The organism is Streptomyces sp. Tue6028, from assembly GCF_002300165.1.
In the GTDB taxonomy this organism is placed as follows: Bacteria; Actinomycetota; Actinomycetes; order Streptomycetales; family Streptomycetaceae; genus Streptomyces; species Streptomyces siamensis.
Genome location: NZ_MLCE01000036.1, coordinates 145377 through 170538, shown reverse-complemented (window position 1 = coordinate 170538; position 25162 = coordinate 145377). Strand labels below are relative to the sequence as shown.

The following is a 25162-nucleotide window of genomic DNA, read 5'->3' as shown; positions in this document are numbered from 1 at the left end:
TCGCAGGTCAACGCACTCGTCCGCGCGGCTTCAGCGGCACCGGGGGCAGGTCGGGGGCGGCCAGCGGGTCGCCGTCGTAGCCCTTGACCTCGCCGAAGCGTGAGCCGACCGTCCAGTCCTGCCGGGCCTGCTCGATGTCCGCGTTGGTCCGTCCGATGAAGTTCCACCACATGATCAGCTCCTCTTCGAAGGGCTCGCCGCCCAGGAGCATGAGGGCCGCGTCCGACTCGGCCCGCAGGGGGAGTTCGGTGCGGCCGCAGCCGAGGTAGAGCATCGAGCCGGGGAGCACCGGTACGCCGTCGACGTGCGCCTCGCCGGACATGGAGAGCACGGCGTACTCGAAGTCGGGCTCCAGGGGCAGCCGTACGTCGGCGCCCTGCGCGAGGGCCAGGTCGGCACCGACGATCGGCGTGTACGTCGTGCCGGGCGAGGTCGCGCCGTCGACCGAGCCCAGAATAAGTGTGGCGTCGAGGCCGGGTGCCGTGACGACCGGCAGTTCGCCGTGGTGCTCGAACCGCGGGTCGGTGTGGCGGTGGCTGTCGGGGAGGGCGACCCAGAGCTGCGCGCCGTGCAGGAGGCGGGCGTGCGACCGGGGGCTCTCCTCGGAGTGGCTGATGGCCCGCCCCGAGGTCATCAGACCGAGTTCGCGCGGGCGGATGGTCTGCAGGCTGCCCGTGGAGTCACGGTGCAGCACCTCGCCCTCGTGCAGCCAGCTGACGGTCTGCAGGCCCATGTGCGGGTGCGGCGGGACCTGCATGCCGGGCTCGTCCGCGATGTCGTCGGGCCCGTAGTGATCGACGAAGCACCACGCGCCGACCATGCGACGGCCCAGGTTGGGGAGCAGACGGCGGACTTCGGTGGACTCGCCGAGCTTGACCCGGCGGGGGCTGAGGAGTTCGCGCACCGGCTCGGCCACCACGAACCCGCGGCCACCGCAGAGGGCGGGAACCGCCTCGCGATCAAGATTGCTCATGGGGCACAACCTAGCCCTGTCGAGGACCTTGCGTCAGGCCATCGGACCGCCGTACGGGGGGTCTTGGCCGAGAAACGGCAGGGGTCCTAGGTCCTCGGTCGCAGGCGCGTACGCCATCGGGCGGACCCTCCGAAAAATAGTAGCCATGTACATAGTAGCCATGTACGGTAATTGCCATGAGTTCGGTACCCGACAAGGCGACGCCCGGCTTCCTCGTCTGGCGTCTGTCGATGAAATGGCGTGTGGCGGTCGACCGTGCGGTCGCCCCGCTCGGCCTGACCCACGCGCAGTACTCGCTGGTGGCGTCGCTGTACGGCATGCAGCGGGACGGGCTGCGCCCCAGTCAGCGCCGGCTCGCCGATCACACCGGGCTCGAACCGCTCTACGTCTCGAAGCTGGCCCGCGCGCTGGAGGCGGCCGGGTTCGTCGACCGTGTACGGGACCCGGCGGACCCGCGGGCGGTCCAGCTGTCCCTGACCGAGGACGGGCGCGCTGTCGCCCGTCGCGCCATCCGGGCGGTCCAGGGCCTCCTGGACCAGCTCCTCGAACCTCTCGGCGGGCTCGACGGGGAACGCACACGGGCGTTCAGCGCTGAGCTGGCCACCCTGCTCGACGTGTCTCTCGATCCGCGCGCGCCGGGCTCTCCCGCCGCGCGAGAGTCGTCCGCGCCGGGAGAGTCCGGCGCGGGCGGGGAGCCCGGCACACCGGGAGTGCCCGGCACCGGCGGGGAGTCCAGCGCATAGGAAGAGCCCGCCGCGCGTGGGGAGCCCAGCACGCAGGAAGAGCCCGCCGCGTCCGATCCATCCGATCCGCATTCCGAGAAGGAGTCGTCATGACCACCACCACTCCCCCGGTCAACGGCCAGGTCATCGGCCTCGCCCACTACGCGAGCCGCGCCGCCCTGGAGAAGGTCCTGGCCCGCACCGGCACCACCTTCAACCAGTCCGTCGCCCTCCGCGCGGTCTCCGACAACGGCGGGACCGTCGAGCGCGGCCGGCTCGTGGGCCGCCTGACCGGAGCCCTGAAGATCGACGAGACGCTGGCCCGCGAGACCGTCGAGGAACTGACGGCACGGAAGCTGCTGGACGAGCCGGCGGCGGACCAGGTGTCGCTCACGGACAGCGGCAGGGAGCTGTTCGAGGCGGTCCGCACCGGGGGCAACGCGATCGCGGCCCGGCTCTACGCCGGCATCCCGGCCGAGGACCTCGCGACGGCCGGTCGCGTGCTGGCGCTGATCACGCAGCGGGCCGATGCCGAACTGGCCGATGCCGGGCCGGCGAACGGGGAGTCCGCCGACACCGAGGCGGTCGGGGCGTAGGGGTCGGCAGCCTCCGCAGGGTTGTGGAATATTCAACCAACTGCCCCGGTTGTGGAGCGTCGAAGGAGGTCAGCAGTGGACACGACGTACTACGACCAGGGAACGGCCGCGGAGCGCTGGGAGCGGGCGGGGATGTTCTTCGAGGCCAGGGACTACGCCGCCGCGGCGCGGATTCTGAGTGGGCTGGTCGAGGAGGTGCCGGAGCAGGTCGGACCCCGGCTGCTGCTGGCGCGCTCCTACTACCACTCGGCCCAGCTGCGCCGCGCGGAGACGGAGCTGCGCGCGCTCGTGGAGCTCGACCCGGTCGAGCACTACGCCCGGCTGATGCTGGGGCGCACGCTCGAACGCCAGGGGCGGCACGACGAGGCGGAGTCGCACATGCGGATCGCCTCCGCGCTCGCGGGGGACTTCGAGCAGGTGTGACCGCTTGTCCGGCGAGGCCGCTCGAAAGGTCCGCCGGAGACGAAGGGGCCGGCCGCTCATGGTGGTCGGCCCCTTGTGCGTCGTCGGCCGCCGGTCACCGGCCACCGCCAGCCGCTCGACTGATCGCGCTACCCGGCGGCGGGAGTGCGCCTCCCCCTGCGGTGGGCGATCTCGCCGAGGAGGACGTCCACGGCGACGAACGCGGCGAGCGGGATGCCGAGCAGCGGGACGAAGTAGCCGAGGACGGCGACCGCCGCCATGGCCGGGACCAGAATCTGCGGCGGGACCTGCTGCCACGCGCCCCGCGGAACGGGCCGTCCGAACGCCGACGCCCGGCCGCGCAGCCACCACATGCGGTACCCCCACACGATGAGCAGCACCAGCGAGAGCGCGAGGGCCATCAGGGCGATCTGGTTGACGAGGCCGAACAGCGTGCCGGTGTGCGCGTCGATGCCCCAGCGGGTCAGCTTGGCCAGCAGCGGGTAGTCGGCGAACCGGAGTTCGTCGGTGACCTCGCCGGTCGCCGGGTCCACGGCCACCGAGTCCTGCTTCTCGGGCCAGCTGCGCTGGATCTGCTTCACGACGTACGCCGAGGAGGCGTCGGCGGGCGCGACGATCTCGACGGGGTCGCCGAGCCCCTCGGCCCGTGCCGCCGCGAGCACCGCGTCGAGGTCTCGCGCGGTCGCCTCGCCGGACTTCGCGCCACCATGCGCCGCGTGGTCGCCGCCGGTCGCGGCCGAGACGGATGGCGTGGCCTGGCCGAGCGAGGTCCGCAGCTCGTCGATGTTCGCCCCTGCGTACGCCGACCATGTCAGCCCAGTCGCGGAGAGGAGGACGAAGCCGGTGGCCGCCCAGACGCCGAGCGTGCCGTGCAGTCCGAGGGTGCGGCGCCGTCCGGTGGTGCCGCGCACCTTGCGCCGCTCCCTTCGGCGGCCGAACCACAGCACCAGGCCGCCGCCCGCGATCACCCACAGCCAGCTCGCGGCGAGTTCGCTGTAGAGCCGGCCGTTCTCACCGAGGTGCAGGTCCCGGTGAAGCCCGTCGATCCAGGTGCGCAGCGGGAGCGCGCCCGTGGAGCCGTACTGCTCCAGGGCTCCGCGCACCTTCCCCGTGTACGGGTCGACGAACACGGCGAGGGTGTGGTCGGCGTCGACGCCCGGGACGCCGGAGAGCAGCACCCGGGTCGTCGCGTCCGCCTCCGGGGAGGGCCGCACGGCCGAGACCGTGCCCTCGGGATGAGCCTTGCGGGCCGCGGTCACCTGCTCGGACAACGGCAGTTCGCGGTCGCCGGCCGGCACGGTCAGTTCGTGGGCGTACACGATCTTCTCGGCCTGGAACGAGGCGGCGTAGAGGAATCCGGTCGCGGCGGCCACCAGCAGGAACGGGGCGACCAGTACGCCTGCGTAGAAGTGCAGGCGCAGGACCAGGGGGCGCAGCGTGGCCCGGATTCTTCGTGACGGGGTCGGTGTGACGGGCGTGGGGTCGTCCGTCGTGGTCGAGGGAGCGGTGGGCATTGGCAGGGTCTCCGGTCGGGCAGGGGACGGACAGGGGCCACGGGACGGGGAGTTGGGCTCCCCTTCGGGGTGGCGGTCCAGTAGTCGGGGGGCGGGCGCATCGAGTTCCCGGCGCCTTGTGTGGCGCGGGTCACAGGGGCGTGGCGGGTGGTGCGGGAGAAAGGTCCGGGACTCGCCCGGCTCCGCCTCGCTCGGCGCGGTCCGGCTTGGCATCCTGGCGCGATGGCATCCGAACGTGACCCCAGCCTCTCCCGCCCTCTGAACGACCTGGTCGAGGAACTCCTCGACCACGAAGGGCCGTTGCCGATCGTCGCGGCCGGCGACCCGGTGCTGCGGCAGCCGGCCGAGCCCTTCGACGGGCAGCTGGACGCCGGGCTGCTGGCCCGTTTCGTCGCCGCGCTGCGCGCGACGATGCATGCGGCGCCCGGCGTGGGGCTCGCGGCGCCGCAGGTCGGCGTGCCGCTGCGGCTCGCCGTGATCGAGGACCCGGCTCCTGTGTCCGAGGAGGTGCGGCTCGCGCGGGGGCGGGTGCCGCAGCCGTTCCGGGTGCTCGTGAACCCGTCGTACGAGGGGGTCGGCGCGGGGCGGGCGGCGTTCTTCGAGGGCTGCCTGAGTGTGCCGGGCTGGCAGGCCGTCGTGGAGCGACATGCCCAGGTGCGGCTGCGGGCGCTGGACGAGCGGGGTCGTGAGGTCGACGAAGTGTTCAGCGGCTGGCCCGCGCGCATCGTCCAGCACGAGACGGATCACCTCGACGGGACGCTGTACCTGGACCGCGCCGAGTTGCGGTCCCTGGCGTCGAACCAGGCGATGGCGGAACTCTGGAGCCAGCCGACGCCGGAACGGGCTGCGGCGGTCCTGGGTTTTTCACTGCCTGAGTGAGGGAGCCGTGCTGCTCGGCGGGCGTGTCGGTGGGTGCGGGGGTGGTTGCCGGCCGTTTCGCCGTCGGTCCGGTGGGTGGGTCGGGTCCGTGCCGGTGATCCGCCCGTTGCAGCCCTTGTGTGGTCCGGCGAGTCAGTGCGGTGGGTTGGTGGCGCCGTCCGCAACGGGCATGTGATGCACCGGCACGGCCCCTTCGGTGAGGGGGCGGGGTGCGGGTGTGAGTGGGGCTGGGGGCCCAGCCCTTGGCCCGTCCGGCGGTACCTCCCGTCCCGTCCGGCGGCAGCTCCCATCCCGTCCCGCCTTGAGGGCAGAGAGCACCTCTCAGCCCGTCCGGCGCTTGAGGACGAGGCCGTCCAGGCCGATCTGGGTCAGTTCCGGGTGACTTACGAGATCCGGTGGGGCGTTCCGTGCCTGTCCGGAATGAGGAGCGGAGAGCACCCCTCGACCCGGCCGGCACCCTTCAGCCCGTCCGGCGCTTGAGGACGAGGCCGTCCAGGCCGATCGGGCTGAGTTCCGGGTGGCTTACGAGATCCGGTGGCGCGTTCCGTGCCTGTCCGGAATGAGGAGCGGAGAGCACCCCTCGACCCGGCCGGCACCCTTCAGCCCGTCCGGCGTTTGAGGACGAGGCCGTCCAGGCCGATCTGGGTCAGTTCCGGGTGGCTTACGAGATCCGGTGGCGCGTTCCGTGCCTGTCCGGAATGAGGAGCGGAGAGCACCCCTCGACCCGGCCGGCACCCTTCAGCCCGTCCGGCGTTTGAGGACGAGGCCGTCCAGGCCGATCCCACCGGTACCGGGCGACCCACGAGATCCAACGCGCACACCGACAGACGCCCGCAGCCCTCTGAAGCCAGGGGCACCCTTCAGCCCGTCCGGCGCTTGAGGACGAGGCCGTCCAGGCCGATCCCACCGGTACCGGGCGACCCACGAGATCCCGCACGGCCGCCGACCGACACGGCAACCACTCGCGGAGCGAAACCCGGTGGCGGTCCGCAACCCGCGCTCGTTAGCCTGGGCCCATGGCTACGCCCCGAATCTCTTAGCTCAAGGACCCGCTTCCACGCCACACGTGTGTCCTTCTGCCGATTGATTCCCGGAGCGAATTCCCATGATCACCGTTCGCGGTGTCGACGTGCGCGCAGGTGCCCGTCTGCTGCTGTCCGACATCTCCTTCCACGTCTCCCCCGGCGACCGCGTCGGCCTGGTCGGCCGTAACGGCGCGGGCAAGACCACCCTCCTGAACACCCTCGCGGGGCAGGCGCGGCCCGCGGCCGGGTCCGTCTCCCGGACGGGGGCGCTCGGCTACCTGCCGCAGGACCCGCGTGCCGCCGACCCCGCGGTCACCGTCACCGACCGCATCCTGTCGGCGCGGGGTCTGGACGAGGCCGTACGCGCGCTGCGTGCGGCCGAGGCCGCGATGGCCGACGGGTCGGAGCGTGCGATGAACGCGTACGCGCGCGCCGAGGCCGAGTTCCAGGCGCGCGGAGGCTACGCGGCGGAGGCCGAGGCGGCGCGGGTGGCCGCGGGCCTCGGCCTCCCCGACCGGGTCCTGGACCAGCCGGTCGGCGCCCTGTCCGGCGGACAGCGACGCCGCGTCGAGCTGGCCCGCATCCTGTTCGCGGACCACGGCACACTGCTGCTGGACGAGCCGACGAACCACCTGGACGCCGACTCGATCGCCTGGCTGCGCGGCTTCCTGACGAACCATCGGGCCGGACTGGTGCTCATCAGCCACGACACCTCGCTGCTGGCCGATGTCGTCAACCGCGTCTTCCACCTGGACCCGCACCACGCCACGCTCCACGTCCACAACACGGGCTGGCACGCCTACCTGGCGCAGCGCGAGGCGGACGAGCGCCGCCGTGCCCGGGAACGGGCGAACGCCGAACGGAAGGCGGCGGCGCTGCACGCGCAGGCCGACCGGATGCGCGCCTACGTGTCGACGGCGGTCGCCGCGAAGAACATGGCCCGCCGCGCCGACCGGATGCTCGCCGGCCTCGAACCCGTGACCAGGGCGGAGAAGGTGGCCAGGATCCGGCTGCCCGAACCCGCCCCCTGCGGGCGGATGCCGCTCGGTGCGGTCGCGCTGTCCAAGTCGTACGGCGATCACCACGTCCTGAGCGGAGTGGACCTGGCCGTCGACCGGGGCAGCAGACTCGTGGTCCTCGGCCTCAACGGCTCGGGCAAGACCACGCTGCTGCGGCTCCTCGCCGGGCAGGACAGCCCGGACAGCGGGCGTGTGGTGCCCGGTCACGGGCTGCGCCTCGGCTACTTCGCCCAGGAGCACGACACGCTGGACCCCGCCGGCACCGTCCGGGGCCATCTGGCCGCGGCGGCGCCGCACCTCACCGACGGCGAGGTGCGGCGGGTGCTCGGCTCGTTCCTGTTCACGGGCGACGACGCCGACAAGCGCGTCGGCGTCCTGTCCGGGGGCGAGAAGACCCGCCTCGCCCTGGCGGGCCTCGTGCACTCCGGCGCCAATGTGCTGCTCCTGGACGAGCCCACCAACAACCTCGACCCGGCCTCCCGCGCCGAGGTGCTGGGCGCGGTGGGCACGTACCCGGGCGCGATCGTCATGGTCACCCACGACGAGGGCGCCATCGAGGCCCTGCGTCCCGACCGGGTGCTGCTGCTCCCGGACGCGGACGAGGACCTGTGGAGCGAGGAGTACCTGGAGCTGGTGTCCCTGGCCTGACGCCCTAGCCGCGGTACGCCTCCAGGAGGCGCAGCCACACCTCGCTGACCGTCGGGTAGGACGGGACCGCGTGCCAGAGGCGGCTGATCGGCACCTGCCCGGCGACGGCGATGGTCGCCGAGTGGATCAGTTCGCCGACTCCGGGGCCGACGAAGGTGACGCCGAGGAGGATCTCGCGGTTGATGTCGACGACCATGCGGGCCTTGCCGCGGTAGCCGTCCGCGTACAGGCCCGCGCCCGCTACGGACGCCATGTCGACGTCCACGGCGCGCACGCGGTGGCCGGCCTGCTCCGCCTCGGCCAGCGAGAGGCCGACGGCCGCGGCCTCCGGGTCGGTGAAGACGACCTGCGGCACGGCCGAGTGGTCCGCGGTCGCGGCGTGCGCGCCCCAGGGGTCGGACTCCAGCAGGGGCACCCCGGCGGCGCGGGCGGCGATGGCGGCGCCCGCGATCCGGGCCTGGTACTTGCCCTGGTGGGTCAGGAGTGCGCGGTGGTTGGCGTCGCCGACCGCGTACAGCCAGTCGCTGCCGGTCACCCACAGGCTGTCGTCGACCTCCAGCCATGAGCCGGGTTCCAGGCCGAGCGTGTCGAGGCCTATGTCGTCGGTGCGGGGCGCGCGGCCCGTGGCGAAGAGGATCTCGTCGGCCTCGATGCGGTCGCCGGCGTCGGTCATGGCGACCACGGTGGAGCCCTCGCGTGTCACCGATGCCACCGAGGTGCCGGTGCGCACGTCGACGCCCGCCTCGGTGAGCGCCTCGGCGACCAGTTCGCCGGCGAAGCTCTCCATGCGCGGCAGCAGACCCTTGCCGCGCACCAGGAGGGTGACCTGCGAACCGAGGGCCTGCCAGGCCGTGGCCATCTCGGTGGCGACCACGCCGCCGCCGACCACGACGAGCCGTCCGGGCACGGCGTGTGCGCTGGTGGCCTCGCGGCTGGTCCACGGCTTGACCTGGTCGAGTCCCGGCAGGTCGGGCAGGAGGGCGCGGCTTCCGGTGCAGACGACGACGGCGTGCCGGGCGGTGAGCACCTGGGTCCCGTCCGCCCCCTCCACCGTCACCGTGCGCGGTCCGGCGAGCCGGCCGTGGCCGCGGTACAGGTCCGCTCCGATGCCGTCCAGCCAGCCGACCTGGCCGTCGTCCTTCCAGTGGGACGTGTAGTAGTCGCGGTGCGCGAGGACCGCGGGGGCGTCGAGAGGGCCCTGCACGGCCTGGCGCAGGCCGGGCACGCGGCGGGCGTCGGCGCGGGCGATCACCGGGCGCAGCAGGGCCTTGCTGGGCATGCACGCCCAGTACGAGCATTCGCCGCCGACGAGTTCGCTCTCCACGACCGCGGTGGACAGACCGGCCGCGCGGGTGCGGTCGGCGACGTTCTCCCCCACGGGTCCGGCACCGAGCACCACTACGTCATAGGCGATGGATTCCGTTTCCGTCATGGGGGTCAGTCTGGTCGGTGGTGTGCGCCGTTTCCACATGGGTACGTGCGCGGAATACGTCCCTGGAAGGCGGCGTTGTGCAAACCGGTATGACCCGGACGCGAGGAAGAAGGAAACGCGCATGACCAGCACCGTGGAGCTCACCAAGGAGAACTTCGACCAGACGGTCGCGGACAACGAGTTCGTCCTGATCGACTTCTGGGCGTCCTGGTGCGGGCCGTGCCGTCAGTTCGCCCCCGTCTACGAGAAGGCCGCTCAGGCCAACCCGGACCTGGTGTTCGCCAAGGTGGACACCGAGGCCCAGCCGGAGCTGGCCGCCGCCTTCGACATCCAGTCGATCCCGACGCTGATGATCGTCCGGGACCAGGTGGCGATCTTCGCCCAGCCCGGGGCGCTGCCCGAGGCCGCCCTGGACGACGTCATCGGGCAGGCCAGGAAGCTGGACATGGACGAGGTCCGCAAGTCCATCGCGGAGCAGCAGGCCCAGCAGAACGGTCAGTGAGCCGACGGCGGGCCGGCGGTCCCTCGGGACCGCCGGCCCGCCGTGCACGCGTCCTCAGAACGGATACACGGCGACGTCGCCGCGGACCGTCGTCCAGCGCACGTCGGTGAAGGCGTCCAGGTTGGCCTCGCCGCCGAAGCGGGCTCCGGTGCCGGAGGCGGCGATACCGCCGAAGGGTGCGACGGCCTCGTCGTTGACGGTCTGGTCGTTGATGTGGGCGATGCCGGTCGGGATGCGCTCGGCGAGGTCGAGGCCGCGCGCGGTGTCCCGGGTCACGATGCCCAGTGAGAGGCCGTAGGGTCCCGCGGAGGCGAGGGCCGCGGCCTCTTCGGGTGTGCTGAAGGGACGTACGGGGGCGACCGGGCCGAAGACCTCCTCCGTGTACGCGGGAGTCGTGTCGTCGACCCCGGCGATCACCGTCGGCCGGTAGAAGAGCCGCTCGTGCGAGCCGCCCGCCGCGAGCTTCGCCCCGTGGGCCGTGCTGGACTCCACCAGCCCCTGGATCTTGTCGAGTTGGGCGCGGTCGATGATCGGTCCCAGGTGCACCTGCTCGCGGTAGGGGTCGCCGACGGCGAGGGAGTCGGCCTTGGCGGCGAGCCGTTCGACGTACTCCTCGTAGAGCGAGGCGTGGACGAGATGGCGGCCCGTCGTCATGCAGATCTGCCCCTGGTGGAAGAACGAGCCCCAGGCGGCCGTGGAGATGACCGCGTCGATGTCTGCGTCCTCCAGCACGATCAGGGCCGAGTTGCCGCCCAGTTCGAGGTGCGCCCGCTTGAGGTGACGGCCCGCGGCCTCACCGACCGCGCGTCCGGCCGCGGTCGAGCCGGTGAAGGAGATCACCGGCACGTGCGGGTCGGCGACGAGGGCCTGTCCGGCCTCGGGGCCGCCCGGCAGGACCTGCAGCAGCCCGTCGGGCAGGCCCGCCTCGGCGAAGACGGCGGCGAGTGCCAGGCCGCCGCAGACCGCGGTGCGCGGGTCGGGTTTGAGTACGACGCCGTTGCCGAGGGCGAGCGCGGGGGCCACCGAGCGGATCGACAGGATGAGCGGGGCGTTGAAGGGGGCGATGACGCCGACGACGCCGACGGGCACGCGCCGCGTGTACGACAGGCGGGGCGCCTCCGACGGCAGGATCTGGCCGACCGGGCGCGAGGCGAGCGCGGCGGCCTCGTAGCACTCCTGGGCGGCGACGTGCAGTTCGAAGTCGGCCTTGCCGGGGATGGAGCCGGACTCGCGGACGATCCAGTCGCGCAGCTCGTCGGCGTGCGCGGTGAAGAGGTCCCCCGCCCTGCGCAGTACGGCAGCGCGCGCGAAGTGCGGGAGTCCTGCCCATTCCGGCTGGGCGGCGCTCGCCGCGCGGGCCGCCGTGGCGACGTCCTCGGCGGTGGCGAGGGTGACGGCGCCGAGGGAGTCGCCGGTGGCGGGTTCGGTGACGGTGTGCCCGCCGCCCGAGAGGGGACGGGACTGCCAGTTCGTGGGGTCGAGCAACGGCATGACGGCTCTCTCCGATCGTTCTCAGGTCACCGGTGGGTCCGGCGGGCTCACACGGTGAGCGGAAGTCCCGTGTAATTGGCGGCCAGTTCGGCGGCCGCCGAGCGGGATGCCGTGATCCGGCGCAGCCGTGCCAGCTGCACCTGGTGGTCGAAGGCGTCCCCGTCCGGTCGCGCGTGCAGCATCCTGGTCATGTCGTACGAGAAGCGGGTGGCCTGCCACACCCGGTCGAGGCACAAGTCCGAGTAGACGTCCAGGAGTTCGGGTGACCCGGTGCGGTAGAGCTCGGCGAGGCCACGGGCCAGGACCCGTACGTCGGACACCGCGAGGTTGAGTCCCTTGGCACCGGTCGGGGGCACGATGTGGGCGGCGTCGCCGGCCAGGAACAGCCGTCCGTACCGCATCGGTTCGTGGACGAGGCTGCGCATCGGGGTCACCCCTTTGGCGGTGATCGGGCCGCGTTCCAGCCGCCAGTCGGCGTCGATCGCGAAGCGCGCGGCGAGTTCTTCCCAGATGCGGTCGTCGGGCCAGTCGTCGCCGACGGTGCCGTTCGGGACCTGGAGGTACAGCCGTGACAGCGACGGCGAGCGCATGCTGTGCAGCGCGAAACCGCCCGGGCCGCGCGCGTAGACGAGTTCCTCGCAGGAGGGCGGCACCTCGGCCAGGACGCCGAGCCAGGAGTAGGGGTAGTCGTGGGCGTACGTGCGGCTCACGTCCGCGGGGAAGGCGTCACGGGCGATGCCGTGGGAGCCGTCGCAACCCACCACGTAGTCGCAGGTCAAGGTGCGCTCGCGGCCCTCGTGCACGAACCGTACGACGGGCGCCTCGCTGTCCGCCTTCTCGACGGCCAGCGCCCGCGCCCCGAACAGCAGCGGCGGCCCGTCGGCGAGTTGGAGGGCGACGAGGTCCTTCACGATCTCCGTCTGGGCGTAGATCGTGACCGTACGGCCGCCCGTGAGCGAGGGGAAGTCGATGCGATGGCGTTCGCGCTCGAAGCGCAGCTCGATCCCGTGGTGGAGCATGCCCTCGGTGCCGAGACGCGTACCGGCTCCGCTCTCGCGCAGCGCGTCGACCGTGCCCTGCTCCAGCATCCCGGCGCGCTGACGCCGTTCGACGTAGGACCGTGTCCTGCTCTCCAGGACGACGCAGTCGATCCCCGTCCGGTGCAGCAGCCGGGCCAGCAGCAGGCCTGCCGGCCCGCCGCCGATGATGCCGACCGTGGTCCGCATGACGCGCCTCCGGTGTCCGGTGTCCGCGGGGAACAGCCCCCAGCCTCACACAGACCCGGGTGCGGGCCCAGCCTCTCTCAGCTCGAATCGCGGTGCACGACCCGCGCGCCGAGGACCTCGTGCGTCTCGGGCGCGGCACCCGGCCTGCGGACGGCGCGGTCGACCAGTTCGGCGAGGTCGCGGCCGGACGGCAACTCGATGTGGACGGTGCTCAGGCGGGGCCGCAGCAGCCGGCCGAGCATCAGGTCGTCGGCGCCGATGACGGCCGTCTCGTCGGGGATGCCGACGCCCTCGTCCTGCAGGGCGCGCATCAGCAACATGGCGTACTCGTCGTTGTAGGCGAACACACCGTCGAGGCCCAGGGTGCGCCAGCGCGCCGCGAGCCGGGCCGCGTCCTCCTCCGCGTACGCGAGCGGCAGTTCGGTGACGGACGCGTCGCTGCCGCGCAGGGCGCGGCGGACACCGTCGAGGCGGGGCCGGGAGAAGATCTCCAGTCCGGATTCGCCGGGCATGACTACGCCGATCCGGCGACGGCCGCGGGCCAGCAGATGGGCGCCCGCGCTGTGGCCGACGCGGTCGTGGTCCATGAGCAGTGCGTGGGCGCCCTCGACGCGTTCGGGCCCCAGGGTGACCACGGCACGGGCGCCGGCCCGTTTGAGGACGGCGAGGCCCTCCGGGCCGAGGCCGCTGCCGGGCACCAGGACGGCGACCGGGCGGAGCTCCGCCCAGGCGCGGGCCGCCTCGTCGCCGTGCAGGCCGAGACCGCCGTACTGCACGACGGTGTAGTCGAGGCGGCTCAGCGCCCATTGGAGTTCGTTGAAGAACTGGCTGTAGAGGGGGCCCACCGGGACGGTCGGGGCAGGCATGAGGACCATGCGGCTGTGTCCGGCGCGCAGGCTGCGGGCGGCGGCGTGCGGGACGTAGCCGAGTTCCTTGGCGGCCTCGTGGACGCGGCGGCGGGTGGGTTCGCTGATCCGGACGGCGCTGGTGTTGTTCAGGACGTACGAGACGGTCGCGCGGGACACTCCCGCCAGACGGGCCACATCGGCGCTCGTCGGCACGGGGCGCTGGGCGGGGGACGACGAGGCGGACTGCTTCGGTATCTGCACCATGACGTACGGCATCCTTGCAGAACCCCGGCGAGCCGCTCCGTGCCGGGGGTCCAAGGGCCCCGCGACGTGCGGAACTCCATTTGGCTCAATGGAAGTTGCCCTTCCCGTACCGGTCGGGGCGTCCGGAGGTTACCGTTCGGTAGACAGAGTGCTTCGGAGGTGTCCCGGATGGTTCCCGACCGTGCCGCAGGTCTGGCCGAATGTGCCCGCGCCCTCGCCGACGGCGAGGTGAGCGCGCGGGAGTTGACCGAACGTGCGCTGGCACGGATCGAGGCGACGCAGCCGACCCTGAACGCGTTCCGTGTGGTGCGCGCCGAGGCCGCCCTCGCCGAGGCGGACGCCGCGGACGCGCAGCTGGCGGCCGGGGTGCGGCGGCCCCTGCTCGGGGTGCCGGTGGCGGTCAAGGACGACATGGACGTGGCGGGCGAGCCGACCGCGTTCGGCTGTCCGGGCGACTTCCCGCCGAAGGACCGGGACGGCGAGGCGGTCCGCCGGCTGCGGGCGGCCGGAGCCGTCGTCGTCGGCAAGACCAACACGTGCGAGCTCGGCCAGTGGCCCTTCACCGAAGGACCCGCCTTCGGTGCCACCCGCAATCCCTGGCACCACGACCACACCCCGGGCGGCTCGTCCGGGGGTTCGGCGGCCGCCGTGGCGGCGGGTCTGGTTCCCGCCGCGCTGGGCTCGGACGGTGCGGGCTCGGTGCGCATCCCCGCCTCCTGGACGCACCTGGTCGGCATCAAGCCGCAGCGCGGCCGGATCTCCACCTGGCCGCGTCCGGAGTCGTTCCAGGGCATCACGGTCAACGGCACGCTGGCCCGCACGGTCGCCGACGCGGCCCTCCTCCTGGACGCGGCGAGCGGCAACCACGACGGCGATCTGCACCGCCCGCCCACTCTGCGTGTCCAGGACGCGGTGGGGCGCGACCCCGGAAGGCTGCGCATCGCGCTGTCGCTGAAGCCGCCGTTCACGGCGCTGCCCGCCCGTCTCGACCCCGCCGTACGCGCGCGTGTCGTCGCCCTGGCGGAACGGCTGGCGGAACTCGGGCACGTGGTGGAGGAGGCGGAGCCGCGCTACGGGCGGATCGGCCTCACCTTCATCCCGCGCGCCACGGCGGGACTCGCCGAACACGTGCGCGAGGTGCCACGGCGGGACCTGCTCGACCGGCGCACCCTCGACGCCGCCCGGCTGGGCAGGCTGCTCGGCGGCGCGCCCCTGCGGGCCGCCCGGAAGGCGGAGGCCGCCCTGCACCGGCGGGTCGGCGCGCTCTTCGACACGTACGACGTGCTGCTCGCGCCGACGACCGCCGCTCCCCCGCCGCGGATCGGTTCGATGGTGAACCTCAACGGCCTGGGCACCGACCGGGCCATGATCGCGGCCTGCCCCTACGCGTGGCCGTGGAACATCCTCGGCTGGCCCGGGGTCAACGTACCCGCGGGCTTCGTCGGTGACGGACTGCCCGTGGGCGCGCAGTTGCTCGGCCCCGCGAACAGCGAACTCCTGCTGGTGTCGCTGGCCGCGCAGTTGGAGGCGGACGGGCGCTGGCACGAGCGGTGGCCTCCGCACCGGACCCCCGCCGACTCCACTGACTCCGCTGACTCACCGGCGGCGTGAGGGAGTTCCGGGCTTACTCTGTGGCCATGGACGACGCGTCGATGGTGGGTTTGATGGGGCGGGTGACCGGCGCGGTCGGGCCCGGGCTCGTCGGCGAGGTGATCGTCCGGGTGCGTGGCGGCGCCGAGCACTTCCTCGCGTACCCCGCCACGCCGAAGGAGCGCATCGAGCGGGGCACGGTCGTGATGGTGGTGGAGTATCTGCCGCCGCGCACGGTGTACGTGTCGGCCGCGTACGACGCCTGAGCCGGCCGACGCCAACTCCAACTCCAACTCCAACTCCAACTCCAACTGGAGCGTGCCACCGGAGAGTTCGGCGTGCGCCGCCGCTCGGCCTCACTCGGCACCGCGCACCGCGGGGCCCCTGAGCCGGTGACCGCGCCCTCCGGCATGCCTGGTGAACCGCGTACCGCGCCCCGCATCTCACGGGCATCGACCGGTGACCGCGCCCCCACCTCGCAGGGGTCGACCGGTGACCGCGCCCTCCGCCTCCCGGCGGGAACCGATCGCCGCGACGACGCGGCGCGGCCGTCCGCGTGTGCCCCGCGCACCGTCGTCAACAGCTCGTATGTGAGGCCTTCGTCCCAGGTGAGAGCGGTATGCGTCAAGATTGCGACAAGGATCTGTCAGCGTCTGTACCCCGGCCTTGCGCAGGAGCACACTCCCGTTCGTTCGGTGCCGAAAGGGCACCATGCAAAGGGGGCGTATGCCGATGGTTGTCGGCGTCGTCGCGGGGGCAGTCGTCCTCGCGCTGATCTTCGTCGTTGTGGTCTTCAAGCTCATGTGGCGCGTCGCGGAGCCCAACGAAGCACTGATCATCTCCGGTTCGAAGCATCGGACCGAGGGCCTTGAAGAAGGCATGGGATTCCGCATCGTGACGGGCCGCGGCACGCTGGTGCTGCCGGGCGTGCAGGCGGTGCGAAAGCTCTCGCTCGACCTCAACGAGACCCAGCTGTCCGTGGACTGCGTGACGCACCAGGGCATTCCGCTCAAGGTGCGCGGCGTGGTCATCTTCAAGGTGGGCGACGACTTCGTGTCGATCGCCAACGCGGGCCGCCGCTTCCTCGACCAGCAGAAGCTGATGTCGGAGCGGGTGCACAACGTGTTCGCCGGTCATCTGCGGTCCATCGTCGGCGGGTTGACCGTCGAGGACATGATCCGCGACCGGGAGAAGCTGACCGGTCAGACCCGTGCCGCGTGCGGTACGGAGATGGAGAAGCTCGGCCTGATCGTCGACTCGCTGCAGATCCACGAGATCGAGGACCCGACCGGGTACATCAAGAATCTCGCCATGCCGCACGCCGCCGCCGTCCAGCGCGACGCGCGTATCGCGCAGGCCGAGGCGAATCGTCTCGCCACCGAGGCCGAACAGCAGGCCGCGGCACGGATGTCGGAGGCGACCCGGGACAGCGAGATCCTCCAGGCCGGCTACCAGGCCGAGCGGGACAAGGCCGCCGCCAAGGCCCAGCAGGCCGGACCGCTCGCCTTCGCGGCCGCCCAGCAGGACGTCGTCGTCCAGGAGACCCGGGTCGCCGAACTCGAGGCGCACCGCCGCGAGCAGCAGCTCCAGGCGGACGTCCGCAAGCCCGCGGACGCGAAGGCGTACGAGATCCGTGCCCGCGCCGAGGCCGACCGCGACGCGCGCATCTCGTCGGCCCAGGCCAAGGCGAAGGAGACCGAACTGGCCGCCGCGGCCGAGGCGAACCGGGTCAAGACGGCCGCCAACGCCGAGGCCGAGGCGACGAAGGCCCGGGGTGCGGCCGCCGCGACCGCGACCCGCGCCACCGGTGAGGCGGAGGCGGCCGCCGCTCAGGCCAAGGGTCTGGCGGAGGCCGAGGCGACGCGCGCGCGGGGTCTGGCGGAGGCCGAGGCCATCAAGGCGCGGGCCGCCGCGCTGGCCGAGAACCAGGAGGCGGTGGTCGCCCAGCAACTCGCCGAGAACTGGCCGGAGATCGTCCAGGCGGGCGCGAGCGCGTTCGGCAACGTCGACCACATGGTCCTGCTCAACGGGGCCGACGGCATGTCGGACATGTTCGCCAAGGCACTCACCATGGGCGGCACCGGGCTCGGTCTGGCCCGGCAGCTGCTCGCGTCGATGAACCAGAACGGCACCGCGCCGAACGGCTCGGCCGCCGGGCTCAACGGCTTCACGGCGCCGCGCACGGAGAAGGTGGCCGTGGAGAACGACGAGGGGTGAGGCGTTGAGCCTTCGGGCGTACGGGAGTTGGCTCCCGTACGCCCGAAGTCGCATGTCCACGGGGTCTCGTACCGGGGGCCCGCGGGCCGGCGTCACGGCAGCGCAGGTCGGCCCTGCCCGTCGGTGCGCGCCCCGCAGGCTCTAACGTGGCCCGCGTGACTGCCTTTACCGACGAAGACGTGCCCGGCCGCCACGGCCCCTCCGCGACCACCGAGGCCGAGCCCCGCGAGGTGGGCCGGGTGCGGACCGAGTACTCCCCCGCGCACGACGGGGACCCCGATCCCGGCGAGATCGTCTGGACGTGGGTGCCCTTCGAGGAGAACGACGGACGGGGCAAGGACCGTCCGGTGCTCGTCGTCGCCCGCGAGGCCGCCGGCACGTTCCTCGCCGTGCAGCTCTCCAGCAAGCGGCACGACGGCGACCGTGAGTGGGTGCCGATCGGCAGCGGTCCGTGGGACCGGTCGGGGCGCGACTCGTGGGTGGACGTGGACCGGGTGCTGCGGCTGCACGAGGCCGGCATGCGGCGCGAGGCGTGCGCCCTGGACCGGATGCGCTTCAACCTGGTGGTGCACCGGCTGCGGGAGCGCTACGGCTGGCGGTGAGCGGATCGGCTACCGGCGCACGGCCAGCTCTGCGAATGTCCGTTCGAAAGCACCCAGGGTGACCGACCCGCGGGTGCGGTCGAGCACTCCGAACACGACGTGGGAGAAGGCGCCGGCGAACCGGCCGTCGGCCCCCAGCAGGGTGTGGAAGGCGTCCGCCACCTGCGCGGGGTCGTTGCGGAAGACGCCGCAGCCCCACGCTCCGAGCACCAGTCGCCGGTAGCCATGGGTGACGGCCGTCTCCAGGACCCGCTCGGCGCGCACCACGAGGGCGCCCGGCAGCTCGACCGCGCGCTCGGGCGTCCTGCGCAGGATCACGCCCGCGTTGGGCGCCGCGGCGGTGAGGAATCCGGCGTGGTACGGGGCGTCGAGGAGGGCGCCGCGGTCGTCGCGGAAGACGGGCACGGCGGGTGAGTGGATCACCCGGTCCGTGTAGAACGGATCGCGGTGGGCGCGGTGGTGGTCGTAGAACTCGCGGACCCCGGCCAGGCACGTGTACAGCGCGGAGGCCCGGCACAGGGCCTCTTCCTGGGCCTGCGCGCCGTTCAGGTAACCGCCGCCGGGGTTGCGCGCCGAGGCGAAGTTCAGTACGGCGACGGGGTCGTCCCCGGTGAGCCTGCGGGCGGCCTGGAGGCTGCTCTCGCCGGTGACCTCGAAGACCGTCTCCCGCGGAGCGAACGGAGGGATCTCCACCGGCTCCGGACCGTGCGTCCTCGTGCCGGCGCGGGCGGCGGCCACGGCCGCGCCGATCGGGACCTCACGTCCGTCGGACGCGCGGTAGGCCCCCGCCGAGACGATTTCCTCCGTCCGAAGTGCCGTCGCACGCAGGCGAGCGCTCATGGCGCGACCCCCGTACGTGCCGCGAGCGCCCCCTGCGTGATCTCCCCCGTCGTGCCCATGAACGCATCGTGAGCGATGCTGGTCATGCGGCGCAACAGAGTTTCGCGGCCCCGCAAACAGTGTTTGGCGGTCCCGAAAGCGGCGATCTGCACCCTTGTGCGAACCGCCGCGAGGGTCTTGGGTGGGACGGGTGATTGCCGGTCCGGCCCACAAGATCCCGGGCCGGCGGCATGCTGGAATCTCAGGAGGATCCCTACATGTCCGATTCGGTGAGTGACTGTACGGAGTCCCACTCCGTCGTCACCGAGGCCGAGGTCGACGCTCTGGTCCGAGGCATCTGCTTCAAGACCGGGCCGCCCCGATACCTCGGTGTCGAAGTGGAATGGCTCGTCCACGAGCTGCGGCACCCGCGGCTCCCCGTCCCCTCCGCACGACTCGAAGCGGCCTATGCCGCACTGCGGACCCTGCCCCTGCGTTCGACGCTCACCGTCGAGCCCGGCGGCCAGCTGGAGCTCAGTTCCGCTCCCGCCGCCTCCCTGATGGAGTGCATCGGGTCCGTCTCGGCCGACCTCGACGCCGTCCGCGCGACGTTGCGCGCGGCGGGTCTCGGCCTGATCGGCTACGGCCAGGACCCGTGGAACCCGCCGCGCCGCTTCCTCCATGAGCCCAGGTACGACGCCATGGAGCACTATCTCGACCGCGCGGGGCCCGAGGGCCGGGCCATGATGTGCACCTCCGCGTCCGTCCAGGTGTGCCTGGACGCCGGGTACGAGGAGCCGGGCCCGCTCGGCCACGGGCGCCGCTGGTGGCTGGCTCACCAGCTGGGCGCGGTCCTGGTGGCCGCGTTCGCCCACTCCCCGATGGCCGGGGGGCGGCGCACCGGCTGGCTCTCCACCCGCCAGTCGCTGTGGACCGCGATGGACCCGGGGCGCAGCGACGCGCCGACGCCGGGCGTCGAGCCGCGCGCCGCCTGGGCCCGGCACGTCCTGGACTCCCCGGTGATGTGCGTACGGGCGTCCAGCGGCCCCTGGGACGTGCCCGAGAACATGACGTTCCGTGACTGGACGCGGTCGGGCAGCCCGCCGCGCAAGGAGGACCTGGACTACCACCTGACGACCCTCTTCCCGCCGGTCCGGCCCCGCGGGCATCTGGAGCTGCGCATGATCGACGCGCAGCCGGGCGACGACGGCTGGATCGTGCCGCTCGCCGTGACGGCGGCGCTCTTCGACGATCCGGACGCGGCCGAGACCGCCTACCGGACGGTGAAGCCGCTCGCGGAGCGGGCCGGCCCCCTGGCCGCCCCGCGCAATCCGCTGTGGCGTGACGCCGCGCGGTTCGGGCTGGCCGATCCGGAGCTGCGGGAGGCCGCGACCGTCTGTTTCGCGGCGGCGGCCGAGGCGCTGCCCCGGCTCGGTGCCACGAGGGACGTCCTGGACGCCGTGGCGGCGTTCACCGATCGCTATGTGGCCCGCGGTCGCTGCCCCGCCGACGATCTGCTCAGCAGCCTCCAGGGACACTCTCCGGCCCGCATCCTCGACCCTTCGCACAGTCGTTCGTACGGTCAGTTCCACGGGAAGGACATCCGCACATGACCGCCCCCGAAACGCTCACGGACCCGGAGTCGCTCAGGGAGCGTGCGCTGGACGCGCTCACCACGGCCCGCGACCGCACCGCGCTCCTCACGTCCTGCGTGGAGGACCCCGAGCTGACCGCACAGCACTCGCCGTTGATGTCGCCCCTGGTGTGGGACCTCGCGCACATCGGCAACCAGGAGGAGCTGTGGCTGCTGCGCGCGGTCGCGGGGCGCGACGCCATGCGCCCCGAGATCGACGGGCTGTACGACGCGTTCGAGCATCCGCGCGCCGAGCGCCCCTCGCTGCCGCTGCTGCCGCCCGCGGAGGCCCGGAAGTACGCCGCCGAGGTGCGCGGCCGGGCCTTGGACGTCCTGGAGGGCACCGCGTTCCACGGCACACCTCTGACCCGGGCGGGGTTCGCCTTCGGGATGATCGCGCAGCACGAACAGCAGCACGACGAGACCATGCTGATCACCCATCAGCTGCGCCGGGGGCCGGCCGCGTTGACGGCGCCGGACCCCGCTCCCGTGCCTCGGTTCACCGGGCCCTCCGAAGTCCTCGTCCCCGGTGGCCCGTTCACGATGGGCACGTCCACCGAGCCGTGGGCGCTGGACAACGAAAGGCCCGCGCACCGGCGTACGGTGCCGTCGTTCTTCATCGACACCACGCCCGTCACCAACGCCGCCTACCTGGCCTTCATCGAGGACGGCGGGTACGGCGACGAGCGCTGGTGGACCGCCGAGGGATGGGACCACGTCCGGGGTCACGGCATCGAGGCGCCGCTGTTCTGGCGCCGCGAGGGCGGACAGTGGCTGCGGCGCCGGTTCGGCGTCACCGAGGTCGTACCGCCCGACGAGCCGGTGCTGCACGTCTCCTGGTACGAGGCCGACGCGTACGCCCGCTGGGCGGGGCGGCGGCTGCCCACCGAGGAGGAGTGGGAGAAGGCAGCCCGGCACGACCCGGCGGCCGACCGCTCCCGCCGCTATCCGTGGGGCGACGCCGACCCGACGCCCGAGCACGCCAACCTCGGCCAGCGGCATCTGCGCCCGGCGCCGGCGGGCAGCTATCCGGAGGGCGAATCCCCGCTGGGTGTCCGGCAGTTGATCGGTGACGTGTGGGAGTGGACGTCGAGCGACCTGGCGCCCTACCCCGGCTTCGCGGCCTTCCCGTACCGGGAGTACTCGGAGGTCTTCTTCGGGCCGGAGTACAAGGTGCTGCGCGGCGGCTCGTTCGCCGTGGACCAGGTGGCCTGCCGGGGCACGTTCCGCAACTGGGACTACCCGATCCGGCGGCAGATCTTCAGCGGGTTCCGCACCGCGCGCGACGCCGGACCCGGGAGTGCCTGATGTGCCGTCATCTGGCGTTCCTGGGGCCCGAGGAGCCGCTCGGCGCACTCCTCGTGGAGCCGGAGCACAGCCTGTTCCGGCAGGCGTGGGCGCCCCGGCGGCAGCGGCACGGGACGGTCAACGCCGACGGCTTCGGCGTGGGCTGGTACGCCACCGGGGACCCGGTGCCGGCCCGCTACCGGCGCGCCGTGCCCATCTGGGGCGACCAGTCGTTCGCCGACCTGGCCCGTGTCGTCCGCGCCTCCGCGCTGCTCGCCGCGGTGCGGGACGCGACCGTGGCGGGCGCCGACGGGGAGGCCGCGGCGGCGCCGTTCGCCGCGGGCCCCTGGCTGTTCAGCCACAACGGCGCGGTCGCCGGGTGGCCCGGCACGCTCGCGCCGCTCGCCACGACCCTGCCCGCGCAGGAGGTGCTGTCGCTGGAGGCCCGTTGCGACTCCGCGCTCGTCTGGGCGCTGGTCCTGCACCGGCTGCGCGGCGGCGACGACGAGGGGCAGGCGCTGGCGGACACGGTCGTGGAGGTCGCCGAGGCGGCCCCCGGCTCCCGCCTCAACCTGCTGCTCACCAACGGCGAGACGATCGTGGCGACCGCCTGGGGCGACACCCTCTGGTACCTCTCCGGGCCCGGCCCCCGCACCGTCGTGGCCTCCGAGCCGTACGACGACGACCCGCACTGGCGGGAGGTCCCCGACCACACCCTGCTCACGGCGAGCCGCACCGAGGTGCTGCTCACCCCTCTCAAGGACATGAACGACGACATGGCACCCGCACAGCCGAAGGAGCCCCGTACGTGAGTCCGTTCCTTCTGACCCGCACCCTCCCCGAGGACGCCACGGACGCCGCGCTGCGCGCGGACGTCCTGCACGGCCTCACCGGTACGCCCAAGACGCTGCCGCCCAAGTGGTTCTACGACGCGCACGGCAGCGAACTCTTCGAGAAGATCACCGAGCTCCCGGAGTACTACCCCACGCGCGCCGAGCGGGAGATCCTGCTCGCCCGGGCGGGGGAGATCGCCCTGGCGAGCGGCGCGCGCACCCTCGTCGAGCTGGGCTCCGGCTCGTCCGAGAAGACCCGCCACCTCCTCGACGCGCTGCCCGGCCTGCACACCTATGTCCCCGTGGACGTCAGCGAGAGCGCGCTCACCCAGGCCGGCCAGGCGCTGGCCGCCGAACGTCCCGGCCTCGACGTGCACGCGCTGATCGCCGACTTCACCGGCTCCCTCACGCTGCCCGACACCCCCGGACCGCGGCTCGTCGCGTTCCTCGGCGGCACGATCGGCAATCTGCTGCCCGCCGAACGCGCCGCGTTCCTGGCGTCCGTACGGGCGCTGCTGTCGCCCGGCGACGCGCTGCTGCTCGGTACCGACCTGGTCAAGGACGAGTCGGTCCTGGTCGCCGCGTACGACGACGCGGCCGGGGTGACGGCCGCGTTCAACAAGAACGTGCTGAGCGTCGTCAACCGTGAGCTGGAGGCGGACTTCGACCCCGACGCGTTCGACCATGTCGCCCTGTGGGACACCGAACAGGAGTGGATCGAGATGCGGCTGCGCTCGCGGGCCGCTCAGACGGTGAAGATCCCCGCCCTCGACCTCGCCGTGCACTTCGCGCGGGGCGAGGAGTTGCGCACCGAGGTCTCGGCGAAGTTCCGCGAGGACGGTGTGCGGGCCGAACTGGCCTCGGCGGGCTTCGCGTTGACCCACTGGTGGACGGACGCGGAGGGCCGCTTCGCGCTGTCCCTGAGCGTCGCGGGCCAGGACCGCTGACAGGATCGCCGACAGGGCCGGGGCGGGCGCCGACAGGGGCCCGCCCCGGCACCGCGGTGGCCCGGCACCGGTGTGCTCCGGCACCGGCATGCTCCGGCTCCACGGCACGCGCCGTCCCGCGTCACTCGCCGTCGTCCGCCAGGGTCTTGGTGATACGGGCGGAGGCACGCCGGGCCTCCGTCGCCGGGTCGGCGCCACTCAGCACCTTCGACATGTAGACCTTGATCGGATTGTCGGCCTCGACCGCGGCCCACCGGGGCGAGGAAGGGGTGGCGCGGCCGTGGGCGGCGCCGGCCGCCATCGCCGCGGCCCCTTCCTCGCCCGCGACGGCGTCGGCGAGGGTCGTCTTGTTCGGCACGTAGTTCATCGTGCGGGCCAGCTCGGTCTGCCACTTGGCGCCCGCGAGCGCGGCGACGACGGCCGTCGCGCCCTCCCGGTCGTCCGTGTTCTTGGGCACCACGAGGTCGGAGCCACCGGTGAAGACCGCGCCGGGAGCGGCGGCGGTCTTGCCGGGCACGGGGAAGAAGCCCAGCTTGCCCTTGAGCGCGGGATTGGTGCGCTCGATCGCCTGGACGAGTCCGGGGACGGCGACGATCTGCGCGACCCGGCCCTTGGCGAACACCCCCGACTGCGGCGGGTGTTCCTCGTCGGCGTCCACGGGCCCGTCGCCGAGCGCCTGGAGCCGCTGGTAGAAGTCCATGCCCCGTACGGCGGCCGGCGTCTGGAGCGTGCCCTCCCAATTGCCGCTGGTGGTCTCCTTGGCGAGGTCGCCGCCCTCGTCCCAGATGAACCCGGACAGGGTGTACCAGTCCTGCCCCGCCAGGTATATCCCCTGGTTTCCATCGGAGTTGAGCCGTTCGGTGTCCGCGAGCCACTGTTCGCGGCTCTTCGGCGGCTGCTTGATGCCGGCCCGGCCGAACAGGTCCTTGCGGTAGATGACGACGCGGTTGGCCGCGTACCAGGGGACGCCGAACTGGCGGGTGCCGAAGCGGCCGGGTTCGGCGAGGCCGGGCAGCCAGGAGTTCATGCCCCAGTCCCGCATGGACTCGAGGGTCAGGTCGCTCAGTCCGCCGCCGTCGACGTACTGCGCCACCTGGGTGTTGCCGACCTCGATCACATCGGGCGCGGACTTGTCCCGCTCCTTGAGGGCCGCCTGCACCTTCTCGCCGATGCCGGTCCACTCCTGGATGCGGATGTCGAGGCGCAGGGCGCCGTGGGTGCGCTCGAAGTCCTCGGTGAACCTCTTCAGGAAGTCCTTGGAGGCGCTGTCCTTCATCAGCCACACCGTGACCGTCCGCTGCCCCGATCCGCTGTCGGGCAGGGCTCCGCAGGCGGTGGCCAGGAACGCGGTGACGGATACGACGGCGAGGAGGCGGAGTCTCACGAGGGGGTCCTGTTCTGCCTTGCGGACAGGGGGAAGGGGGCCCGACGTGGGGGACGAGCATGGCGCTCGCACGGGTGTTCTGGATTTTGGTATGGACCAATCATTCCGTCAAGGGTCGACTACGGAAGGCTGCGTCCGGAGCCGGGCGCGGACGGTCCGCACCAGGTCCCCCCGGACGGGGCGGGAGAGCAACTTTCCCCGCAGTACGCTCCCGACATCTCGCGGACCGTCGCACCGTGGGGCACCGTGGAATGACGCGGGGCACACCCGCCACGGAGAGGAGCACCC

Annotated in this window: 22 protein-coding genes; 14 read left to right on the top strand and 8 right to left on the bottom strand. The window is 72.7% G+C overall.

Going from position 1 to position 25162, the window contains the following annotated elements; all coding sequences use genetic code 11:
• Positions 1–7: 7 nt before the first annotated feature.
• Positions 8–973: a pirin family protein gene (locus tag BKI49_RS33530; RefSeq protein WP_095938067.1), complete on the bottom strand. Its 966-nt coding sequence runs from the start codon at positions 971–973 to the stop codon at positions 8–10.
• 176 nt (positions 974–1149) lie between these two features.
• On the opposite strand from BKI49_RS33530, the gene BKI49_RS33525 reads away from it, so the two are divergent.
• The 3 genes from BKI49_RS33525 to BKI49_RS33515 all read left to right on the top strand — a co-directional run bounded on the left by BKI49_RS33525 (position 1150) and on the right by BKI49_RS33515 (position 2714).
• Complete coding sequence (locus tag BKI49_RS33525; protein WP_095938066.1) at positions 1150–1716, top strand: MarR family winged helix-turn-helix transcriptional regulator; 567 nt, start codon at positions 1150–1152, stop codon at positions 1714–1716.
• 89 nt (positions 1717–1805) lie between these two features.
• On the top strand, positions 1806–2291 hold the full coding sequence (locus tag BKI49_RS33520) for a MarR family winged helix-turn-helix transcriptional regulator (RefSeq protein WP_095938065.1): 486 nt from the start codon (positions 1806–1808) through the stop codon (positions 2289–2291).
• 75 nt (positions 2292–2366) lie between these two features.
• Positions 2367–2714 carry a tetratricopeptide repeat protein gene (locus BKI49_RS33515; protein ID WP_095938064.1) on the top strand — a complete coding sequence of 116 codons (348 nt, stop codon included), beginning with the start codon at positions 2367–2369 and terminating at the stop codon, positions 2712–2714.
• Positions 2715–2842: 128 nt separating this feature from the next.
• Here BKI49_RS33515 and BKI49_RS33510 read toward each other — a convergent pair whose 3' ends face one another.
• Positions 2843–4228 (bottom strand): PepSY-associated TM helix domain-containing protein, encoded by a 1386-nt coding sequence (locus tag BKI49_RS33510; protein ID WP_095938063.1) that lies wholly within the window; start codon positions 4226–4228, stop codon positions 2843–2845.
• Positions 4229–4450: 222 nt separating this feature from the next.
• On the opposite strand from BKI49_RS33510, the gene BKI49_RS33505 reads away from it, so the two are divergent.
• Positions 4451–5107 (top strand): peptide deformylase, encoded by a 657-nt coding sequence (locus BKI49_RS33505; RefSeq protein ID WP_095938062.1) that lies wholly within the window; start codon positions 4451–4453, stop codon positions 5105–5107.
• Positions 5108–6212: 1105 nt separating this feature from the next.
• Positions 6213–7799, top strand: a complete 1587-nt coding sequence (locus BKI49_RS33500) for an ABC-F family ATP-binding cassette domain-containing protein (RefSeq protein ID WP_095938061.1) — start codon at positions 6213–6215, stop codon at positions 7797–7799.
• Positions 7800–7803: 4 nt separating this feature from the next.
• Here the strand turns inward: BKI49_RS33500 and BKI49_RS33495 are convergent, their stop codons facing one another.
• Positions 7804–9231, bottom strand: coding sequence for a dihydrolipoyl dehydrogenase family protein (locus tag BKI49_RS33495; protein ID WP_095938060.1), 1428 nt, complete (start codon positions 9229–9231; stop codon positions 7804–7806).
• On the opposite strand from BKI49_RS33495, the gene trxA reads away from it, so the two are divergent.
• Positions 9212–9733, top strand: coding sequence for a thioredoxin (gene trxA, locus BKI49_RS33490; protein WP_306453585.1), 522 nt, complete (start codon positions 9212–9214; stop codon positions 9731–9733). The genes BKI49_RS33495 and trxA overlap by 20 nt on opposite strands.
• Before the next feature lie 54 nt (positions 9734–9787).
• Here trxA and BKI49_RS33485 read toward each other — a convergent pair whose 3' ends face one another.
• The 3 genes from BKI49_RS33485 to BKI49_RS33475 form a co-directional block, all read right to left on the bottom strand.
• Positions 9788–11224: a benzaldehyde dehydrogenase gene (locus BKI49_RS33485; protein ID WP_095938058.1), complete on the bottom strand. Its 1437-nt coding sequence runs from the start codon at positions 11222–11224 to the stop codon at positions 9788–9790.
• A 47-nt stretch (positions 11225–11271) separates the two neighbouring features.
• Positions 11272–12450, bottom strand: coding sequence for a 4-hydroxybenzoate 3-monooxygenase (locus BKI49_RS33480; RefSeq protein WP_095938057.1), 1179 nt, complete (start codon positions 12448–12450; stop codon positions 11272–11274).
• Positions 12451–12527: 77 nt separating this feature from the next.
• The gene (locus tag BKI49_RS33475) at positions 12528–13562 is read right to left on the bottom strand and encodes a LacI family DNA-binding transcriptional regulator (RefSeq protein WP_095938144.1); all 1035 of its coding nucleotides are present in this window, start codon (positions 13560–13562) and stop codon (positions 12528–12530) included.
• A 159-nt stretch (positions 13563–13721) separates the two neighbouring features.
• On the opposite strand from BKI49_RS33475, the gene BKI49_RS33470 reads away from it, so the two are divergent.
• The 4 genes from BKI49_RS33470 (at position 13722) to BKI49_RS33455 (ending at position 17971) form a co-directional block, all read left to right on the top strand.
• Positions 13722–15173 (top strand): amidase, encoded by a 1452-nt coding sequence (locus BKI49_RS33470; RefSeq protein ID WP_257005059.1) that lies wholly within the window; start codon positions 13722–13724, stop codon positions 15171–15173.
• Between the two features lie 26 nt (positions 15174–15199).
• Positions 15200–15418, top strand: a complete 219-nt coding sequence (locus BKI49_RS33465) for a hypothetical protein (RefSeq protein WP_179332666.1) — start codon at positions 15200–15202, stop codon at positions 15416–15418.
• 460 nt (positions 15419–15878) lie between these two features.
• Positions 15879–17369: an SPFH domain-containing protein gene (locus BKI49_RS33460; protein ID WP_095938054.1), complete on the top strand. Its 1491-nt coding sequence runs from the start codon at positions 15879–15881 to the stop codon at positions 17367–17369.
• Positions 17370–17524: 155 nt separating this feature from the next.
• Positions 17525–17971 (top strand): type II toxin-antitoxin system PemK/MazF family toxin, encoded by a 447-nt coding sequence (locus BKI49_RS33455; protein ID WP_095938053.1) that lies wholly within the window; start codon positions 17525–17527, stop codon positions 17969–17971.
• A gap of 9 nt (positions 17972–17980) precedes the next feature.
• Here BKI49_RS33455 and BKI49_RS33450 read toward each other — a convergent pair whose 3' ends face one another.
• On the bottom strand, positions 17981–18811 hold the full coding sequence (locus BKI49_RS33450; protein WP_095938052.1) for a TIGR02452 family protein: 831 nt from the start codon (positions 18809–18811) through the stop codon (positions 17981–17983).
• A 257-nt stretch (positions 18812–19068) separates the two neighbouring features.
• On the opposite strand from BKI49_RS33450, the gene egtA reads away from it, so the two are divergent.
• From egtA to egtD, 4 genes are read left to right on the top strand one after another with little or no spacing between them, the layout of a single operon-like run.
• Positions 19069–20403, top strand: coding sequence for an ergothioneine biosynthesis glutamate--cysteine ligase EgtA (egtA, locus tag BKI49_RS33445; RefSeq protein ID WP_095938051.1), 1335 nt, complete (start codon positions 19069–19071; stop codon positions 20401–20403).
• Positions 20400–21731, top strand: a complete 1332-nt coding sequence (egtB, locus tag BKI49_RS33440; protein WP_095938050.1) for an ergothioneine biosynthesis protein EgtB — start codon at positions 20400–20402, stop codon at positions 21729–21731. The genes egtA and egtB overlap by 4 nt, the downstream gene beginning before the upstream one ends.
• Positions 21731–22522 carry an ergothioneine biosynthesis protein EgtC gene (gene egtC / locus BKI49_RS33435; RefSeq protein ID WP_095938049.1) on the top strand — a complete coding sequence of 264 codons (792 nt, stop codon included), beginning with the start codon at positions 21731–21733 and terminating at the stop codon, positions 22520–22522. Before egtB ends, egtC begins: the two co-directional genes overlap by 1 nt.
• Positions 22519–23490 carry an L-histidine N(alpha)-methyltransferase gene (gene egtD / locus BKI49_RS33430; RefSeq protein ID WP_095938048.1) on the top strand — a complete coding sequence of 324 codons (972 nt, stop codon included), beginning with the start codon at positions 22519–22521 and terminating at the stop codon, positions 23488–23490. Before egtC ends, egtD begins: the two co-directional genes overlap by 4 nt.
• 121 nt (positions 23491–23611) lie before the next feature.
• Here the strand turns inward: egtD and BKI49_RS33425 are convergent, their stop codons facing one another.
• Positions 23612–24874 (bottom strand): extracellular solute-binding protein, encoded by a 1263-nt coding sequence (locus tag BKI49_RS33425; protein ID WP_095938047.1) that lies wholly within the window; start codon positions 24872–24874, stop codon positions 23612–23614.
• Positions 24875–25162 lie beyond the last annotated feature (288 nt).